General features: G+C 68.6%; 17 protein-coding genes. 9 read left to right on the top strand and 8 right to left on the bottom strand.

Annotated elements, in window-relative coordinates:
- Window positions 1–19 precede the first annotated feature (19 nt).
- A protein-coding gene (locus tag BAY60_RS20650) for an IS5 family transposase (RefSeq protein ID WP_425466479.1) occupies window positions 20–888 on the bottom strand; the annotation gives its coding sequence in 2 pieces (ribosomal slippage) (window positions 20–535 and window positions 538–888; 867 coding nt in all).
- 81 nt (window positions 889–969) lie between these two features.
- Between BAY60_RS20650 and BAY60_RS20645 the strand changes: the two genes are divergently transcribed.
- From BAY60_RS20645 to BAY60_RS20635, 3 genes are read left to right on the top strand one after another with little or no spacing between them, the layout of a single operon-like run.
- Complete coding sequence (locus tag BAY60_RS20645; RefSeq protein WP_112282697.1) at window positions 970–3,063, top strand: acetate--CoA ligase family protein; 2,094 nt, start codon at window positions 970–972, stop codon at window positions 3,061–3,063.
- Window positions 3,060–4,082: an LLM class flavin-dependent oxidoreductase gene (locus BAY60_RS20640; protein ID WP_112282696.1), complete on the top strand. Its 1,023-nt coding sequence runs from the start codon at window positions 3,060–3,062 to the stop codon at window positions 4,080–4,082. The genes BAY60_RS20645 and BAY60_RS20640 overlap by 4 nt, the downstream gene beginning before the upstream one ends.
- Window positions 4,082–4,981, top strand: coding sequence for a cyclase family protein (locus BAY60_RS20635; protein WP_112282695.1), 900 nt, complete (start codon window positions 4,082–4,084; stop codon window positions 4,979–4,981). Before BAY60_RS20640 ends, BAY60_RS20635 begins: the two co-directional genes overlap by 1 nt.
- A 5-nt stretch (window positions 4,982–4,986) precedes the next feature.
- Here BAY60_RS20635 and BAY60_RS20630 read toward each other — a convergent pair whose 3' ends face one another.
- Window positions 4,987–6,090 (bottom strand): mandelate racemase/muconate lactonizing enzyme family protein, encoded by a 1,104-nt coding sequence (locus tag BAY60_RS20630; protein ID WP_112282694.1) that lies wholly within the window; start codon window positions 6,088–6,090, stop codon window positions 4,987–4,989.
- Window positions 6,091–6,238: 148 nt separating this feature from the next.
- Here BAY60_RS20630 and BAY60_RS20625 point away from each other — a divergent pair, with 148 nt between their 5' ends.
- Genes BAY60_RS20625 through BAY60_RS20600 form a run of 6 tightly spaced genes read left to right on the top strand, consistent with a single transcriptional unit; the run spans window position 6,239 to window position 12,488 of the window.
- A complete protein-coding gene (locus BAY60_RS20625) occupies window positions 6,239–7,216 on the top strand; it encodes a helix-turn-helix domain-containing protein (RefSeq protein WP_112282693.1) in 978 nt (325 codons plus the stop codon).
- A 60-nt stretch (window positions 7,217–7,276) separates the two neighbouring features.
- Window positions 7,277–8,560 (top strand): dihydrolipoamide acetyltransferase family protein, encoded by a 1,284-nt coding sequence (locus BAY60_RS20620; protein WP_211330407.1) that lies wholly within the window; start codon window positions 7,277–7,279, stop codon window positions 8,558–8,560.
- Entirely contained in the window at window positions 8,502–9,521 is a 1,020-nt protein-coding gene (locus tag BAY60_RS20615; protein ID WP_112282692.1) for a thiamine pyrophosphate-dependent dehydrogenase E1 component subunit alpha, read from the top strand. Before BAY60_RS20620 ends, BAY60_RS20615 begins: the two co-directional genes overlap by 59 nt.
- A 23-nt stretch (window positions 9,522–9,544) precedes the next feature.
- Entirely contained in the window at window positions 9,545–10,522 is a 978-nt protein-coding gene (locus BAY60_RS20610) for an alpha-ketoacid dehydrogenase subunit beta (RefSeq protein WP_112282691.1), read from the top strand.
- Window positions 10,523–10,554: 32 nt separating this feature from the next.
- Window positions 10,555–11,475 (top strand): thiamine pyrophosphate-dependent dehydrogenase E1 component subunit alpha, encoded by a 921-nt coding sequence (locus BAY60_RS20605; protein WP_112282690.1) that lies wholly within the window; start codon window positions 10,555–10,557, stop codon window positions 11,473–11,475.
- Entirely contained in the window at window positions 11,472–12,488 is a 1,017-nt protein-coding gene (locus BAY60_RS20600) for an alpha-ketoacid dehydrogenase subunit beta (protein ID WP_112282689.1), read from the top strand. Before BAY60_RS20605 ends, BAY60_RS20600 begins: the two co-directional genes overlap by 4 nt.
- On the opposite strand, the gene BAY60_RS38015 is transcribed toward BAY60_RS20600, so the two are convergent.
- The 6 genes from BAY60_RS38015 to BAY60_RS20565 form a co-directional block, all read right to left on the bottom strand.
- Window positions 12,448–12,999, bottom strand: coding sequence for a TetR/AcrR family transcriptional regulator (locus BAY60_RS38015; protein WP_281272750.1), 552 nt, complete (start codon window positions 12,997–12,999; stop codon window positions 12,448–12,450). The two genes, BAY60_RS20600 and BAY60_RS38015, sit on opposite strands and share 41 nt — an antisense overlap.
- Before the next feature lie 215 nt (window positions 13,000–13,214).
- A complete protein-coding gene (locus BAY60_RS38010; RefSeq protein ID WP_112282688.1) occupies window positions 13,215–13,718 on the bottom strand; it encodes a peptidase associated/transthyretin-like domain-containing protein in 504 nt (167 codons plus the stop codon).
- A 2-nt stretch (window positions 13,719–13,720) separates the two neighbouring features.
- The gene (locus BAY60_RS20580) at window positions 13,721–14,419 is read right to left on the bottom strand and encodes a dioxygenase family protein (RefSeq protein ID WP_112282687.1); all 699 of its coding nucleotides are present in this window, start codon (window positions 14,417–14,419) and stop codon (window positions 13,721–13,723) included.
- Window positions 14,416–15,321: an LLM class flavin-dependent oxidoreductase gene (locus BAY60_RS20575; protein ID WP_146771059.1), complete on the bottom strand. Its 906-nt coding sequence runs from the start codon at window positions 15,319–15,321 to the stop codon at window positions 14,416–14,418. Before BAY60_RS20575 ends, BAY60_RS20580 begins: the two co-directional genes overlap by 4 nt.
- 23 nt (window positions 15,322–15,344) lie before the next feature.
- Window positions 15,345–17,924: a CaiB/BaiF CoA transferase family protein gene (locus BAY60_RS20570; protein ID WP_112282685.1), complete on the bottom strand. Its 2,580-nt coding sequence runs from the start codon at window positions 17,922–17,924 to the stop codon at window positions 15,345–15,347.
- Between the two features lie 28 nt (window positions 17,925–17,952).
- The gene (locus tag BAY60_RS20565; RefSeq protein ID WP_211330406.1) at window positions 17,953–18,972 is read right to left on the bottom strand and encodes a thiolase family protein; all 1,020 of its coding nucleotides are present in this window, start codon (window positions 18,970–18,972) and stop codon (window positions 17,953–17,955) included.
- Window positions 18,973–18,991: the final 19 nt, after the last annotated feature.

The raw sequence follows: 18,991 nt of genomic DNA, 5'->3' as shown, positions 1-18,991 counted from the left end.
CTAGGTCGTGTCCTGTAATTCATCGTAGCCAGAGGATGATGGCGGCGATGGTGAGTTCTGCCTGGTAGTAGGCGGCGCGTTTGGCGTAGCGGGTGGCTAGGTCGCGGAACTGTTTGAGCCGGTTGAAGCAGCGTTCGACGACGTTGCGCTGCTTGTACAACTCGGCGTCGAAGGCGGGCGGGCGTCCGCCCCGTGAGCCGTGCGCGGCGCGGCGGGCGATTTGGTCGTCGCGTTCGGGGCTGACGAACCGGATCCGGCGTTGCCGCAGGGCGCGGCGGGTCGAGGGGTGCGAATAGGCCTTGTCCGCGATCACCACCTCGGGACGGCGGCGCGGGCGACCAGGCCCGGTGCGAGCGACCCGGATCCCGTCCAGCAGCGGCACCAATTGTGGATTGTCACCAGCCTGCCCCGGGGTGAGCACAACCCGCATGGGCAGCCCGCGTCCCTCGACCACGAGGTGGATCTTGGTGCTCAATCCGCCGCGGGAACGTCCGAGTCCTTCACCGTCGACCGCGATCGCCTCGACGGAGGACGTGCAGCCCCCTTTTTCCGGGCTCCCGCAGCATGCTGGTGAGCCCGGACCACCGAGGAATCGACACTGATGACCCACTCCACGTCCCCGACAGCGTCGTCTTTGACGATCACCTCGTCCAGAATCCGCTGCCAGGTACCGTCCTTGGTCCACAACCGCAGCCGCTCATGGGCGGTCTTCCACGGCCCATACCGTTCGGGCAGATCACGCCAGGGCGCGCCGGTCCGAAGCTTCCACAGAATCGCATTGATCACCTGCCGGTGATCCCGCCACCGCCGCCCCGGCCCCGACACCGCCGGCAGCAGCGGCTCAATCCGCGCCCAGGCCCGATCCGTCAACTCACCCCGACCAACCACGGACAAGATCAAACCCCATCCGCAGCTAGATCATTTACAGGACACGCCCTAGCCCACGTTTGGATAGTCGAAGGCGGTCTGATGAAGCCCTCTGCTGATTTTTTTCGCAACTCTCGAGCGGTCGCCGTTGTCGGCGCGTCTGAACGCAGCTTCTACGCGACCATGGCGATCAGGAACCTGACCGGGTACGGCTTCGAGGGAGAGGTCCTGCCGGTGCACCGCGACGGCGGCACGTTGCTGGGGCAGAAGGTCTATCCGGACGTGGCGAGCGTGCCGATCGATCCTGACCTTGCCATCCTCGGTGTGTCCCCGGCACGGGTCCCGGATGCCATCGAACAGCTCGCCGGTCGCGGTTGCCGCAAGGTGGTGCTGATCGCCGACGGCTACGTCGAACGAGCCGACGACGTCGGGGCAGCCCGCACCGCGGAACTGGCCGAGTTGTGTGCCCGTCTCGACGTCGAGCTGGTCGGACCCAACGGAATCGGCGTCGCATGCTTCGCTAGCGGGCTGGTGCCCATCTGTGAGCCCATACCGGCTGGTGTCCAGCCCGGACATGTGTCGATCATCAGCCACAGCGGGGCCCTCATTTCCGGGATCCTCGACGGCTTCGTCGCCGAGGGGGTCGGGGTGAACACGGTCGTGTCCGTGGGCAACGGCACTGTGACGAATCTGCTCGACTGGCTGGAGTGGACGGTCGACGACAGCGGGACTCGAACGGTTGCCTGTTATGCGGAAGGAATCGGTGACCTCGCGCGATTCCGCGACATCGCCTTGCGGGCCGCTGGCAACGGCACGCTGATCGTGCTGCTGGCGGCCGGCCGCAGCCGTCTCGCCCGGGACATCGCGCTGTCGCACACCGCGTCCATCGCCGGGGATCATGACCTTCTCGACGCGGTGTGCGCCGACACCGGCGTCGCCCGCGTGCCGGACGTGGAAACGCTGGTGACGGCCTGCCATCTGCAGGACCGCGGGTTGGCTCAGGGGCCATTGGTGATCACGTCCTCCGGCGGTGCAGCCACCCTGACAGCCGACCTCGCCGCCGACGCCGGTCTGACGCTGCCCCAGCTCAGCGCAGCATCGGCGACACTGCTCGGCGATGTGGTCTCCGCGTCCGGACACATCGGCAACCCGATGGACCTCACCGCATCGCGCGGGCTGGACGGTCCCGCACGCCGACGACTGTACGAAGCACTGTTACGCGACGAGCACGTCGGAGGTGGGCTCTGCGTTCTGCCGATCACGTTCCCCGATGAGGAGGGCCACCGCGGCATGCACCGCGACCTGATCTCGTCGCTGGCCGAGGCATCGGAGCGCACTGGACGGCATGTGGTGCTCACGCCGATCGGGGATCAGGCGGTGACCGACTGGGTGAGCCGCACGGTGGCGGCCGCGCCGCGGCTCGGGCTCGTGCGGAGCCTGCGCCGGGCCACGGAAGCCCTCGGCATCCTCCAGCGGAGGGCTCGACATGTCCGGGCCGAGCCCGTTCGACAGGAACGCTCGGGCACGCGCGCGGACGACACCGAGTGGATGAGCGAGTCGACGGCCAAGGCCATGCTGGCCGCTCGCGGGTTTCCCGTGGTTCGCGGCGTCCGGGTCGCCAGCAGCGGTGACCTGGCGACGGCCGAGCTGCCCGGCGACGGACCGTACGTCGTCAAGGGTGTGGTCCGCGAGGTGGCCCACAAGGCGCGACTCGGTCTGGTCAAGCTCGGGATACCGGACAGTGCCGCGGTCAGGTGCGCGGCTGAGGATGTCGAGAACAGCGCCCGCGCCCACGGGTTCGCCGACCGTTTCGAGGGACTCCTCATCGAACAACAGGTGGCCGGCTTCGAATTGATGGCTGCCACCAGGTGGAGTATGGGCGTCGGTTTCCTCACCCTCGCGGTCGGCGGCACGCTTGTCGAGGCGGTGCGAACGGGCGCCAGCGTGGCGCTGCCCTGGCACCCTGGATCGTGGGCGTCCTTGCTCGACCGGTCCGGGCTGCGGGCCGTGCTCGAGACGCTACCGGACGGCGCCGAGACGGCCGTGCACTCCTTGTGCGAAGCGCTGGCGCGCGACGTGGTCGACGGTGAGCTGGCAGCGTTCGAGACCGTGGAGCTCAACCCCGTGATCGTCGACTCCAGCGGGAACACGCACATCGCCGACGCCCTGTTGCTGCGATCGGATGGTGGGCGATGACCCGCGCGGCGGGGACCACGGTCGCCGACCTCGACATCGCTGTCGGTGGCCGGGAACGCGAGCGCGGCGAGATCGTCCAGATCGCGCGCGCCGCCGAGGAGGCCGGCATGGGCGCGTTCTGGGTGACCGAGAGCATCGGTCGGGACGCCTTCTCCATCCTGACCGAACTTGCCCTCACGACGCGCCGGATAGCGCTGGGCACCGGGATCGTCAACGTCTTCAGCCGTGCCCCGGCGACGCTGGCTCAGGCCGCGGCGAGCCTCCTCGAGCTCATGGGCCCACGCACGCTGAACCTGGGACTGGGGACCAGTGGGCGAGCGCTGGTGGAGCGCTACCTCGGGGTGCCGTTCCAGCGCGCGGTCACGCGGCTGGGCGAGACTGTCCGTGCCATCGACACCGCGTTCACCACCGGCAAGCTTCCCGCCGACGGAGAGGTGTTCTCGCTGGCCGGATACCCACTCGGCATCGCCGCGGACCGCTCCCGGCTGCGGCTGTACGTCGCCGGCCACAGTCGGCGCACCCTGGACGTCACGGCGGCTCACGCGGATGGATGGCTGCCGATCTGGCCATCGCGGTCCGGACGCGGCGGCCATCTCCAGGCGCTGGACCTCGCCGCCGAGGCCGCCGGCCGTCGCCGCCCCGCTGTCGCCGGCTACATCTACGGGCTGGTCGGCGGCGACCCCGTAGACGTCGCCCCCCTTCGCGCGACGCTGGCATGGTACGTCGCCGCCAACGGTACCGCCTACCGCCGCCTGTTCGACGGCTACGGTTTCGGTGCCGAGACCGAACGGATCTGCCAGTTGTGGGACGCCGGTGAGAGGGACCGGGCCCGCGCCGCGGTGACCGACGAGATGCTCGGCGACACAACTCTCCACGGTAGCCCGGCCGAGGTTCTCCGCCAGGCGGGCGCGTTCCGGCGCGGGGGAGTGGACCGGCCCATCCTGCGCCTTCCGGGACAGCTCGCCGCCGATGACTGTGTCCGGATGATCGCCGACGTGGCCGCGGCCGGGAGGCACTGATGGACGTGCCGAAGTACCGGGAGCTGCCACTGATCGACGAGGCAGGGGACTACCGGCACGCCTGGAATGTCTTTCCCGCCGGCGACAATCTCGGCTGCCTGCGCCAGCTCACTCCTGAGGCACGCCGGCGGGGCTTTGCTACGGTGACCGAGCACCGTGTCGTGAACCTGTCGCTGCCGCTCGACCAGCCCGATCCACCGCTGTTCGGGAGAGACCGGTACCAGCACACCATCACCTCGCCCACGCGCAATAGCCTGGACGACCGCCTCGACGGTTTCTTCCCCCAGTGCTCCACCCAGTGGGACGGTTTCCGGCACGTCCGCGCCCGCGAGTTCGGGTTCTTCACCGGCCACCAGGGAGACTTCGGCGATGACGACCGGCTGGGAATCGGCCACTGGGCGCAGGCCGGGATCATCGGCCGCGGCGTCCTGCTCGACGTCTCCGAACGCGGCGAGACGATCGGCGCCGAGAGGCTGATCCGCGCGGCCGCGCAGGCCGGAACCGAGATCCTGCCGGGCGACGTACTGTGCGTGCGGACTGGGTGGTTGGCCGAGTACCAACGCGGCGGTCCCGCCGCACGTGCTCATGTCCGCGGCCAGGGACGATGGCCCGGCCTCGCCGGGTCGAGCGCGGTCGCCGAACTGCTCTGGGACTGGCGCGTCAGTGCGGTCACCGCGGACAACCCGGCGGTCGAGACTGCGCCAGGCCGTCCGGACGACGGATCGCTGCATCGGCGCCTGCTGCCGTTACTCGGCATGCCGATGGGCGAGTTGTTCACCTTCGAACGACTACTGGGGCTGTGCCGGGAACTCGGCCGCTTCGAGTTCCTGTTCGTGTCCGTGCCGTTGAACCTGCCCGGCGGGGTGGGCTCACCAGCGAACGCGGTGGCCGTCCTGTGAGGGGCTCAAAGCGGGTAGCGAACGCCGAATCGGTCGAGCGCTTCGGCGTCGAGGTCGACGCCAAGGCCCGCGGCCGCGGGCAACACGACCTTCCCTCCGTGGATCTCCGGAATCCCGGTCACGACGTCATGGGCCATCGAAGCGAACCGGCTCTCCTCTGCGGGAATCGAACCGAAGTGCCGGAATGCGGCGTGGAACTGCAGGCCGGCGAGCGCACCGATGGCGGACTCTCCGCTGAGGCCCGCGACCGCCGGGACAGCGTGCTCCTCACAGAGCTGACGAATCCGGTCGGCCGTTCGCAGCCCCAGGCGTTGCGCCTTGATGGACAGTGCCCGCGCGCCATCGGCGATCACCTGCCGGGCCGACTCAACCGAGTCCAGGACGCGGTCGGCGAGCACCGGAACCCGCGACTGCCGAAAGATCTCCCGACGTACCTCCCGAGGTTCAAGCGGACATGGGTCCTCGAAATGCAGGACACCGAGTTCGGCGAGCGCATCGGCGACGAACACGGCTTCGGCGAGTGTATACTCCGAGTTCGCATCCACCCGAATGTCCAGATCGGAACCGAACGTAGCCCGGATGTCGCGCACCACCGCGATGTCCTCGCGAACATGGGTACCGATCTTGACCTTGACCGCGGTGAAGCCGTGCCGTGCCACGGCGCGAGCGAGCTCGTCGAGCCGCTGTCTCCGCGGTCCGCGCGTGACCACGGCCGCGACCGTGGCCTCGTCCGACCAGCCACCGAGGTAGGTCCGCAGCGCAAGACCCGCATGCCGCGCACGCAGATCGGTCAAGGCGATGTCGAGAAGTGCTTTGGCCGGAGACCAGCCGCGGACACGATCGATCGCCGCCCGCGTTCGTTCGGCAGCCAGCGGATCCACTCCGCGCAGCAGCGGAGCGTAGAGCTCGTCCAAGGTCTGCGCGGTCAGTCGTGGGGTGGTACCCGTCCACGCGGCGTGCAGTCGCGCCTGTGCCAGACCGATCGCGTCCTCGTCGGTGCGCACCCGCAGCAGCACAGACCGCGCCTCGCGTTCGACGACGCCTGCCCAGGTCACCGGCTCGGGATGGGGCACGGTGACGAGCCACAGATCAAGTTGAGTAATGCGCATTCACCACCGCCTCACCTAGTCGTGCGCTCCACAGTAGAACGCCGCACCCCGCGAGGACCGTCCTGTGCGCTCACTCCCAGGAAGCTTCGCGCCGGTCACCAGATCGCGAGGGAACAGCACCGATCCAGGTCGTGAAAGGAGACCACCAATGGAGACCGACCAGCAAGATCAGTGGATCGTACGGCGGTCGCCGGGGCGCCGGGCCGCCGACGAATGGCAGCGCGCGCTGGCGGCCACCCACGTCACGTTCGACATCGGGCTGCCCGCCGGCAGCCCGTTCGCGGGGACCGTGGCCCGGACCCGGCTGGGGGGTATGGACCTGGTGGACTGCCAGTGCACGCCGTTCGCCGGGCGACGCGGCGGCGACCTGGCCGGGGAGGCGGGCTCCGAGCGCGTCGGGGTGCAGATCCTGCGCAGCGGCATCGAACGGGTCCGTCATGCGCACGCCGCAACCGTCGTCCACTCCGCCGGTTCCGTGAAGCTGTGGGACGGACATCAACCGGTGCACCTCGACGTCCCGGAGCCGCTGGCGAAAACAACGCTCGTGTTTCCGCGCGAGCGCTTACTCGCCACCTGCCCGCGCCTTGCCGACCTGGACGGGCTGCCGAGCTTGGACCGCTTGCCCGGGGCCGGTCTGATCGTCCGGTACGTCGACGCGGTGGTCGCCGAGCTGCCCACCATGGATGAACGCATGCGGACCACCGCGGGTCAGGTCGCCCTGGAGCTACTGCGGTCCGTTCTCGAGCCCACGCTGCCCGATGCGCGAGCGGCTCGCCGTGAGGCACTCCGGGCCAGAGCGCGGCGGTGCATCCGAGCGAACCTGACGAATCCTGGTTTGACCCCCGGCGCCGTCGCGCGAGCGGTGGCCGTATCACCGCGCACATTACATGCGGCGTTCCAGGACAGTGGTGAGACGGTGGCCGCGCTGATCCGCCGCTACCGGCTGGCCCGCTCCCACGAGGACCTCACCGATCCCGGCGGTGGTTCGGTCACCGAGATCGCGTTCCGTTGGGGGTTCTCCGACGCGACACATTTCTCCCAGGCGTTCAAACGACAGTACGGACTGTCGCCCCGAGACCTCCGTGCGCGCAACACCAGGAAAGCCGGCGCGGAAGCGATGGCCTGACCACGACGGCTGAACTACCTTTGCCCATGCCAGTGACGGCGAACCGGAAGGCAGGGGAACGTGGCGGTCACCGAGGTACGCATGCCCCGGCTCTCGGAGTCGATGACCGAGGGCACGGTCGTCCGGTGGCTGTGCGCGTCCGGCACCGACGTCGTCGTCGGCGACGAGATCGCCGAGATCGATACTGACAAGGCGGTCGTCGGGTTGACGGCGCATGCGGCGGGAGTGCTGGAGATCGTGCTGCCCGAGGGCGGTTCGGCCGCGGTAGGCGAGGTCATCGCCCGCCTCGGCAACGGGGGCCAGGGCGCCGGAGCACCGGAGGGTGGCGAACCGTCCGCACCCGTCCCGGCCGCCGCGTCACCTGTCGCGCCGCGCTCTGAGCCGCCCGCACCGCTGTCCACGGCGAGCGCCCTGGCGCCGGCTCCGCCGCCACCTCGACATCGGCACGTCGCCTCGCCGCTGGCGCGCAAACGTGCCCGAGAACTCGGCGTCGACCTCGCGACCGTGTCCGGCACCGGCCCCGGTGGGCGTATCGTCCGAACCGACGTCGAGGCCGCCGGAGCGGCACGGCAAGAAGGGCCCCACGTCGGGTCCCCAAGACAGGTGGTGCCGCTGACCCGGATCCAGCAGGCGACCGCGCGTCGGCTCGCGGATGCCGCGTCCATCCCGACGTTCTCGCTGACGGCCGACGCCCAGGCAGCTGCGTTGACCGGGCTGCGGTCGACACTGGGGGAGCTCGCCGGCCCCGTGCCCACCGTCACCGACCTGGTGGTCGGTGCCGCCGCGCGAGCGCTCCGCGATTTTCCTCGACTGAACGCCTCGGCCGCCGACGGCGGGGTAGTGCTGCATCCACGGATCAACATCGGGGTCGCCGTCGAGACCACGGATGGATTGATCGTACCTGTCGTTTCCGACGCCGACCTACGTGCGCCGACCGCGCTTGCCTCGTTGAGCCGGGAACTCGTCGACCGCGCGCGCCGTGGCACGGCGACGCCAGAGGACCTGGCAGGTGCGACGTTCACCGTCTCCAACCTCGGCATGTTCGGCGTGCGGGAGTTCCAAGCGGTAATCGTGCCCCCGCAAGCCGCGATCCTGGCTGTCGGCGCGATCCGCACCGTGTCCGGTGCCGAGGGCGCCGTTCCCACCATGACCCTCACACTGTCCTGCGATCACCGGGTGGTCGACGGCGCGGAGGCAGCCCGGTTCCTGGCCGGCATCGTCGCACGGATCGAACGCCCGATCGAGTTGCTACTGCCCGCCCCACCCGATCCCCAGGAGGACAGCCATGACCCTCGACACCGGCCATCAGATCACGATGTATCGCCAGATGGTGCGAATCCGTGAGTTCGAGGAACGCGTCAAGCGCACGTTCACCGACCATCCCGGCGTCATCCGCGGTCACACCCATCTCGCCGACGGTGCCGAGGCGTCCATCGTCGGCTCGATCGCCGCGATGCGGCCCGGCGACCAGGCCATCGCCACCTACCGCTGCCACGGCTATCCGATAGCGCTGGGCAGCGACACCTCGGCGTTGATGGCCGAGATCTACGGCCGCGTCGGCGGAATCTGCGGCGGATACGGCGGCTCGATGCACCTGGCGGACATCGCCCGCGGCTTCCTGGGGACCTCGGCGATCGTGGCGCAGAACATCCCACAGGGCGCCGGCGCGGCCTACGCGGCGCAGCTGCGGGGGCGCGGCGACGTCGTTCTCACCTTCTTCGGTGACGGAGCGACGAAGCAAGGTGCGTTCCACGAGTCGCTGAACGTCGCGGCTCTGTGGCGACTGCCCGTGGTGTTCATCATGGAGAACAACAGCTTCAGCGTCACCGTGCGTACCGAGGAGGAGGATGCGAACGCCGCTGCGGGGGAGCCGTTGGCGACCAAGGCGAAGGCGTACAGCATGCCCGGCACCACCATCGACGGTGGCGACCCGCTCGTCGTCCAGCAGACGGTGGCGGACGCGGTGGCCCGGGCCCGGGCCGGCGACGGCCCGACCTTGATCGAGAGTCTCGTCTACCGCCTTTCGGCGCACGGCAACTCGATCGCACCGCCCGGCGTGCCGCTGCACTATCCCGAGCACGAGGCGGTGGCGATCTACGGCGCTGTCGAAGAGTACGAAGCCGCCAAACGCGGCGACCCCGTCCCGCGGTTCCGGGCGCGGCTGATCGAATCCGGAGTACTCACCGGCGACCAGGCAGGCGCCATTGTCGACGAGGCCCAGGCCGAGATGCAGGCCGCGGTCGACTTCGCACTGAACAGCCCGTTGCCCGAGCCGGCCGCGGCGCTGAACCACGTCTACGCCTGAGCGTGTCGAACAAGGAGCCGATCATGACCCGTGAACTGCCGTACGTGGCCGCGATGAACGAAGCACTGCACCTGGAGATGACGCGGGACGAGGATGTCCTGCTGATAGGGCAGACCGTCGGCGAGGAACACTACGAGTCCTTCAAGGAGTTCGGCTCCGCACGGGTGCGGGTCACGCCGATCTCCGAAACCGCCGAGATCGGCATGGCCACCGGCGCTGCGCTGGCTGGAAAGCGGCCGGTGGTCGACGCCACCATGGCCGAGTTCCTGCTCGTGGCGATGGGCCAAGTGGTCAACGAGGCCAATCGCGTCCACTACATGACCGGCGGACAACTGCGGGCGCCGATCGTGATCAAAGCAGGCTACGGCTTCGCCGCCGGGTGGGCGGGTCAGCACACCAGCGCGCCCTACGGGATGGTCATGGGCGTTCCGGGCCTCAAGGTGGCCCTTCCGTCGACGCCCGCCGACGCCAAGGGCCTCATGGCGACGGCGGTTCGGGACGACAACCCGGTCCTGTACCTGCACCACTTCCTGCTCCTGCTGGAACGAGGCCCCGTCCCGGAAGGCGAGTATCTGGTCCCGTTCGGGGTGGCCGACATCAAACGCCCGGGATCGGACGTCACCGTCGTGGCCACCGGCTGGACCGTGCACCGGGCACTCGCCGCGGCTGAACGCCTGTCCGATGAGGGCATTGACGTCGAAGTCATCGACCCCCGCACCATCGCGCCGCTGGACGTCGAGACCATCCTGGCGTCGGTAGCGCGCACCGGCCGGTTGGTCCTGGTGGATCAGGCGACCAGGCACGCTTCGGTGTCGGCCGTGATCGCCGGTGAGGTCGCCGAGCACGGGCTGTCGTCGCTGCGCGCACCCGTGGTGCAGGTCACCGCGCTGGACACGACGCTGGCCTATTCGCAGCCGATGGAGGAGTACGTGCTGCCCGACGAGGGCAAGATCGCCGCCGCCGTGCGTCAGGTGGCCGGGGTGAAGGCCGGTGCGATGTGACTCCTGAGCAAGCACGCCAGACACTGATCACCATGTGGCGCATCCGCGCGTTCGAGGAACGCCTCGCCCAGCTCAAACGGGCCGACGAAGTGCCGGGGCTGATACACCTGAGCATCGGCGGCGAGGCGGTTGCGGCCGCCGTGTGCGGGCAGCTGCGCGACACCGATGTCGTCTACAGTGGGCACCGGCCGCACGGGCATGTCATCGCCAAGGGCGCGGCGCTGCCCGAGACCATGGCGGAGTTGATGGGCCGTGCCGGTGGGCTGTGCCAGGGGCTGGGCGGCTCGATGCATCTGGTCGACACCGAGCATGGCATGTTCGGCGCGACCGGCGTCGTCGGCGGTTCGTTGCCGCTGGCACTCGGCAGCGCTCTGGCGGCCCGGATGCGGGGCGAGGACGCCGTCGCAGTGGTGTTCTTCGGTGATGGCGCCGCGCAATCAGGGATCTTCGCGGAGTCGGTGAACATCGCCGTGCTCTGGCGGTTGCCCGTGATTCTGGTGTGCGAGAACAACGGATTCGCCGAGTTCACCCCACGGTCGGCACATACCACGGTGGAGCGGGTGAGCGATTTGGTGGCGCCCTGGGCGATTCCGGCAGCCACGGTCGACGGGAATGACGCGGAGGCGATCTGGGCCCAGTTCGGCGAGATGTTGCGTCGGGCCCGAGACGGAGGCGGTCCGGCACTGCTGGAGGCGTTGACCCACCGGCTGCGTGGCCACTATGAGGGCGATCCGGATCGCTACCGGGAGGCCCTGTCGTCGGAGGAGTGGCAGCGGCGCGACCCGATTGCCCGGCTGCAGAGCGCCGCGCTGGCTCGGGGGTGGTTCGGTGAGGACGAGGCAAAGACGGCCTCGGACGATGCGGCGAGCACGGTCGACGAGGCAGTGGCGTGGGCGCGGCAGAGTCCGCCGCCGACCCCCGAACTGGCATCGTCGGTGGTGTACGCCGCATGACACGCACGACCTATGCCAGGGCGATCGGGACCGCGCTGGCCACAGCCATGCGGGACGACGAGCGGGTGTTCGTCCTTGGCGAGGACGTCTCCGCCGGTGGTCCGTTCACCATCACCCGTGGGCTGGTCGACGAGTTCGGCAAGGACCGGGTGCGCGACACCCCGATCAGTGAGGCCGCGATCTGCGGTATCGCGATCGGCGCCGCCCAGTCGGGGCTTCGGCCCGTGCTGGAGATCATGTACATCGATTTCCTCACGCTCGCGCTCGATCAGCTCGCGAACATGGCGGCCAAGGCGCACTTCATGTCCGGCGGGCAGCTGTCGGTGCCGCTCGTGCTGCGCACCCAAGGCGGCGCCGGTCAGCGGGCAGGCGCACAGCATTCACAGAGTCTGGAGAGCTGGCTGTGCCACGTACCTGGGCTGAAGGTCGTGATGCCGAGCCGAGCGGTGGACGCGGCAGGCCTACTGGCCAGCGCCATCGCGGATCCGAATCCCGTGGTGATGGTGGAGAACAAGACGCTCTACTTCCGGTCGGAAGAAGTCCCCGACACGGTCGAGCCCGTACCGCTCGGGCAGGCCGCCGTGCTCCGCACGGGACGCGACGTCACCGTCGTTGCGCTCTCTGGGCTGGTACCTGAGGCGCTGCACGCCGCGGACGCGCTGGCCGCGGACGGCATCGAGGTGACGGTGATCGACCCGAGGACGCTGGTGCCGCTGGACCTGGACACCATCGTCGCCTCGGTCCGGCGCACCGGCCGGCTCGTGATCGCCCACGAAGCTGTCCGCGATGGCGGGATCGGCGCCGAGATCGCCGCCGCCACCGGTCGCGCGGCCTTCGACCACCTCGACGCCCCGATTGAACGCGTTGCCGCACCGTTCGAGCCCATCGCGGTCAGTCCCGTGGCGGAGGACGCCTATCTCCCGCGGGCGCCACAGATCCGCGACGCCGTGCTCCGCACGCTCGGCCGCGAGCTCAACCGCGAGGGCTGCCGGCTTCCGCGACCAACTGCTTGATGCCATCGGTGAGGAAGCGCAGGAACAGGTCGAAACTGGTGTCCGGGTCCGGTACGTCCGGGATGGCGTTGTTGATCTCCTGGTCGACGAACCCATGCACCGACGTCCGGAACACCAAATGGACATGCGGAACCTGCTCCTCGCGCAGGCCGTAACTTCGCAGCACATCCCGGACGGCGCGCGCGGCCTGGTCAGCGGCCTCCCAGAACTCCGGAGTGGATGGCGCGCGCTGCTGCAACATGTACAGGGAAGGGTGGTCCTGAACGAAGCCCCGGTATGCGTAGGCCATCGCACGGAACGCGTCGTCGCCTTCCCGTCCGTGGACCGCTTTCCTGACCCGATCGCTCAGCTCGCCCATTCCGCGGATGGCCGCCAGCGACCGGATCTCGTTCAAGTTGGCGACATGGCTGTACAGGGTGGGCTGGGAAATGCTCAGCCGCCGTGCCACTTCGGCCGTCGTCAGCCCTTCGTAACCCCGGTCCTCCAGGATCTGGATAGCGACGTCGACGATCCGCTCGATCGAGATGCCCTTGTGGCCCGGCCGGCCGCCGACGGACTTGGTACCTCGGCCACGGGAACGTGCTCTGGCGGGAATGGGGCACCCCCTTCGTGTCGCCTCTGCCAGTCTGGTCGGTGCACGGCCAGATCTGGCAACCTTACCGTGCCGGTCGCCGCCATGGTCGAGGCGATCGACGGCTCCGCGGCGGCGCTGACCACCTGGGTGGCTCAGAATGCGAAGAAGACGCTCTCCTGTGCCCCCTGGAGGTGGATGTCGAACCTGAGGCCGCCCGGAACGGCCTGTGCGATGAGCCGTTCGCGATCGCCCCGCGGTACGTACCCGAGCACCGGATCGTCGGCGTTGGCGGCTTGCTCGTCGGGAAAGTACAACCGTGTCACGACCTGCTTGAGCAGGCCGCTGGCGAACACCGCCACCGTGAAGTGGGGCGCTTGCTTCCGCCCGTCCGGCAATCGGGTGACGGCCGGTTTCCGGACGATGAACTCGAACTCCCCGGATTCGTCGGCCCTGGCCCGCGCCCATTGCTCGGCCTGCCAGATCTCAACCATCGCGTCCGGGTGGGCAATGGCGGCACCGCTGCCATCCACGACCGACCCTATGATCCGGACCGCACCCGCCGCATCCGGCTCTATCGTCTGATTGCTGCCGTCGAACATGAGCGCGTACCCGTACAGCGGGCCGATCGTTTGCGACGGGCTGCAGACACCGGACATGCTCACCGCTCCCGGGGGGTCATGTCGCGTCCGCGCAGGACGATGTCCCAGTCGTAGGCGAGCGCGGCGTCGACGTCGCCGAGTTCGGTCTTGCCCCAGTTCAGCTTGGCCGTCAACCGATCCAGACCTCGCTGGTCGGGAACGGAGCGCGCAATCGGATCGACGCGCAGCAGCGGATCTCCCTCGAAGTAGCATTGGGTGATGATCCGGCTGCTCAGGTCGGGGCCGAACACCGACACGTGGATGTGCGCGGGCCGAAACAGCCCGCGAAAGCGGCCCGGATAGGCGGCGGGTTTGATCGTGCGGAAGGTGTAGTGCCCGCTCGCGTCGGTGAGGGTGCGGCCGGCTCCGGTGAAGTTCGGGTCGAGCGGCATCAGCCCCGGGTCTGCCGCGTCCACGTACCGGCCCGCGCCGTTGGCCTGCCAGACCTCGATGAGCGCGTCGGGGACACCGCGGCCGTCACTGTCCAGCACGCGGCCAGACAGGACGATGAACTGACCGAGCGGCCTGCCCGTGTGTTGCGTTGTCAGATCGTTGTCCCCGGGTCGCACCGGCACGCGGCCGAACACCGGGCCCGGGGAATGGTGGAACCAGTCCCGGGGCAGGTCGACCAGTCGTTTCTGGGGAGCTCGCAGCACGGTCGACTGGTACTCGGAGTGCAGGTAGGGAATGTCGATGTCGACGAACTCGCTAGGACTCATGGAAACTCCCGAGGGAAGGCCGGAAGGACGTCGATGGCGAGTCGTTCCCGCATCTCCGCTACGGCCGTGGCATCACCGAGCGGTACGAGGATGATCGCCTCGGCGCCGGCCTCGGTGTATTGGGTGAGCTTGCCGATGCAATCGTCGGGCGTGCCGGTCACGACGTACTTCTCCACGAGGTGGCTGAAGTCCTGGTGGTACTGGTCGCTGAGCAGCCGCACCGCCTGATTGACGGCGTATTCCCGGTCGCCGTGGCAGCTGATGAAGGTGAACAGCCCAGGCCGGACGCACTTCGCGTCGCGCCCCGCGTTGTTGGCGAGCTCGGCCAACTCGTTGACGCCGCTCGCGAACATCTCCGGCGTGTACATGTAGGGCATCCACCATTGGCCGAAACGTGCTGCTCGGCGTAGTGCCGCGCGCTTGCGTCCGGACACCCAGATCGGGGGATGCGGCTTACGGCTTGGCGCGGGGTCGAGGGTGACCTCGCGGAGCACGGTGTGGTCACCACGATACGACACGGCCTCCTCTGTCCACAGCCGAGTCATCACTTCGAGCGCCTCGTCCGAGCGGCGCCCCCGGGAGGACACGTCGACTCCGCACGCTTCGAACTCCCGTGGCTCCTCGCCGCCGACGCCGACGCCGAGGTTGAACCGGCCGCCCGAGATGGTATCGATGACGGCAGACATCTTGGCCAACAGGGGAGCCGGGTACAGCGGGAGCTGGACGACCGCGGACAGCAGCTCCACGCGCTGGGTCACGGCGGCGGCCGCCGCCAATGCCGTCATCGCGTTGGGGGTCGGTACGTGGAAGAACAGATGCTCACCGACAGCCAGGTAGTCGTAGCCGAGCCGTTCGATGTCGCGAGCCGTGTCGACGATGGTGTCGACGTCGGTGGCCGCCATGCCGAACCGGACCGCCGCGGTGGTCACAGCGCGCCGCTTTCCCGAAGCTGATCCGTCTGTGCACGGGTCAGGCCCAGGATCGTGTGCAGCACATAGTCGGTGTCCTCTCCGTAGCTGGGCCCGGACCGATCGTACGGTCCGCCGATGTAGGTGGGCGTCTCGCTCATCCGCACGGGGACCTCCTTGACCGGCCATCGTCCGATGTCGGTCTGTTCCAGCTCGACCATCCACCCGTCGCTGCTCAGCTGGGGATCGGACTCGTAGCGGTCCCGCGCGGTCTGGCACACGCCGGCCGGAACGGATCGAGCTTGCAGCGCTGTCATCAGTTCAAAGCCGTCGCGGCAGCGGGTCTCCTCCTCGACGAGCTGATCCAGCTTGTCCTGATGCGCCAACCTCGACGCCAGCGTGGCGAACTCCGGCCACGAAGCCCACGCGGGTTGACCGAGTTCGGCCACCAGCGCGGCCCACTGCTCGTCGGTGAACGCGGTGATCGCGATCCACCGGTCCTCGCCACGGGTGCGGTATGCCCCGCACGGGGCCGCCGGCTTGTATGGGGATCGGTTGGCGTAGCGGGTCCAGGATCGGCCGTTCACCGCGTGGTCGAGGATCGCGGTGCCGGTGAGGTAGATACCGATCTCCCCCTGGGAAGCGTCGATGTGGCAACCCTGACCGGTGACGGCCTGGCGGTACAGGGCAGCGAGCATGGCATTGGCCATGTTGTACGCGCCGAACCAGTCCAGGTAGGAGTAGCCGATGCCCGCCGGAGGGAAGGGCGCGGGCAGCCCGGACATGTCGGTGATACCGGAGAAGCCCTGGGCGGTGGGGCCGTAGGCGCGTGCCTGGCCGTAGGTGCCGTGCTGGCCGAATCCCGACTGTTGCACGTAGATGAGCGACGGGTTGATCTCGCGGAGGCGGTCGTAACCCAGCCCCATGCGCTCCATCGTCCCCGGCGAGAATCCCTCGGTGACCATGTCCGCCTGTCGAATCAAGTCCTCCAGGATCTCCCGCCCGCGCGGGTGCTTCAGGTTCAGGGCCAGGCTCAGCTTGCCCGCGTTGACCTCCATGAAGTTGCCGCATTGGTTCGGGTCGGTGACCTCCGGCGTCGGGATCGGCTCGTGCGCCCGCTCACGCTGTGCCCGCCCACCAGGCGGGCACAGGCCGAATCCGAATCGCATGCTGTCCCAGCGTGACTCGTGCTCGACCTTGATCACTTCCGCGCCCATGGCGGCGAGGAACCGGCCAGCACCCGCACTCGCCAGCATCCAGCTCAGATCCACGACCCGCACACCCGCCAACGCGAAGGGTGTGCCTCGGCTGCTGACCGCCGCCGAGTCGCGCCGCGGCACACGCGTGGGCCGGAGTGGTGTGCGCGGCGTCCACTCGTCCAGCACCTGGCTGGTGTGTTCGCCCAGCAGCGGCGGCCGAGGTCCTTGTCTCCAGGGTACTTCCGGGCAGTACCACCGGGCGCCGATGTAGGTGTACGTCTCACCGAGCTCCGGGTGATGCACATCGTAGAACGTGTCCCTGGCCCGCCAGTGATCGTCGTCGACGTTCTCCTCCGGCCGCCGGATGGGTGCCCAGGGCAGCCCCTCTGCCTGTGCATCGCGCCAGATGTCGCGGTCGAACAGCAGCCTGCCGACCAGTTTGTCGGTCACCTGCGCGATATGGTCCATCACCTGTGGTTGTACTCGGTAGTTCGCGTCCGCGTAACGCGGCTCCTCCAGGTCGGACTGCATCCCGTACTTGCGGAGCAGGCGTAGCTCGCCTTCCCAGCTCGCGCCGAAGCTGCTGAGATAGGACCGGTAGGGCATGATGTACCGGCCGTCCTTCGTGATGGACAACGACGGGACGGTGGAGGCGGGCATGGAGTGCCTGCCGGTGAGGCGCCTGTGCTCCTGGCGGAGGAAGACCCAGTCCGGCATATCCGTCTCGGTGTTCGTGCTGACGGCCTGATGGACGCTGACGTCGAGCCGCTGGCCCCGGCCTGAGCGCAGACGGTAGGAGAGCGCGCCGAGGATTGACATCACGGCCATCTCGCCAGCGATCTGGTAGGACTGCCACATCTGCGGGGCGATCGGCGGGGTGTCGTAGACGCCGTGCGGGTCGGGGTCATAGCCGCAGTTCATCATCACCCCGCCCAGCGCGAGGTGTACCAGATCGCTGCCGTGGTAATCCGCCCACGGACCGTCGTCGCCGAATGGGCTGATCCGCGCGTAGATCAGGCCGGGGTTCGTCTCGGCCAGGTGTGGGTAGTCGAGGCCGCGGTCGGCGAGATGGTCACGGCGGCGGGTGTCGATGACGACGTCGGCGACCTTGGCCAGCGCGGCGAAGTGGTCACGGCCGTCGTCGGTGTCGAGATCGATCACCACGCTGCGCTTGCCGAAGTTGTAGTGCCAGAAATACAGGCTGCGGTCGACGTGCGGGATGTCGTTCTGAAACGGGCCGTAGCCACGGGTGACTTCGCCGGCGGGTGGTTCGGCCTTGACCACGTCGGCGCCCAAGCCGGCCAGGAGCTTCCCGCAGTACTCGCCGAGCTCGTCGGCGAGCTCCAGGACACGAAGGCCACCCAGGAACGACGAGGTGTCGTCAGTGGGAGAACTCATGGCGTCGATCCCTTCCTTGGCAATGGACTCACCGGTTGTCGTCCCGGATGAGGACGGCGCCTTGCGAGTTGTAGAAGAAGCCACCGATGGCGAGCAGCGCCGTACGGGGGTCATCGATCTGGCGGTCACCCGCCGTGCCGCGGAGTTGGTGGACGGCGTCACGCACGAAGCCGGCACCCTGGGTGCCTCCCTCGGACAGCATCCCGCCTTGTGGGTTCACAGGAACCCGGCCGTCGACGAGCAGCCTCTGCTGCTCGTCATGCCATGCGTGATCGAGGAACGGGCCGGCTTCACCGGGGGCGCACCAGCCGAGCTTCTCGAACCAGGACAAGGTGATGAAGGTGAAGCCGTCGTAGACGTAGGCGACGTCGACGTCGTTCAGCGATCGCTGGCTGCGGGCTCGCAGCTGCCGGACGACGATGTCCTGGCCGTGATGGGCGAGCGAGGCGAGTTGTTCCTCATCGCTGGCCGTGTCGACCAGGCCCTCGGCGGCGGTGTGGACAAGTACCGGTGTGTGGGGAAGGTCCCGCGCGTGTTCGCTGGTGGTCAGGATGAACGCTTCCGCTCCGTCGACCGGGAGGTCCATGTCCAGCATCCCCAGTGGTTCGCGCACAAGCCTGGCGGCCAGGTACTCGTCCAGCGTCAAGGGTGAGCGCATCGCGGCGAGCGGGTTGGATCTGGCGTTCGTCCTGCTGTTCACGGCGACGCGGCCCAGGTGTTCGCGGTCGATGGAGTTCTCGTGCAGATACCTGCTCGCCCATGCGGCGTACGCTGCCGCATTGCGGGCATTCTCTGGGGGGAGGTTGTCGTAGCCGCGGATGTGCCGGCGGAAGGGGTCGTCGGCGGCGCGTCGGGAACTGAACGGCGTCCGGTAGTTGTAGTGATACAGCAGAACGGTGTCGCACGTGCCCGAGTAGATGGCGTGCATGGCATCGAGCAGCGGGCTGACGATCACCGGGTTTCCGTCGCCGAAGTAGGTCACGTTCGGTAGCCGGAGCATCGCGACCATCTCGGTGGCGCCGGGCGGCACGATCGTCCAGCTGCCCACCCCAGCCGACGAGATGACG

The organism is Prauserella muralis (assembly GCF_003202285.1).
Lineage (GTDB): Bacteria > Actinomycetota > Actinomycetes > Mycobacteriales > Pseudonocardiaceae > Prauserella_B > Prauserella_B muralis.
The sequence above is the reverse complement of the archived record's forward strand: the minus strand, read 5'-3'. Positions and strand labels throughout refer to the sequence as shown.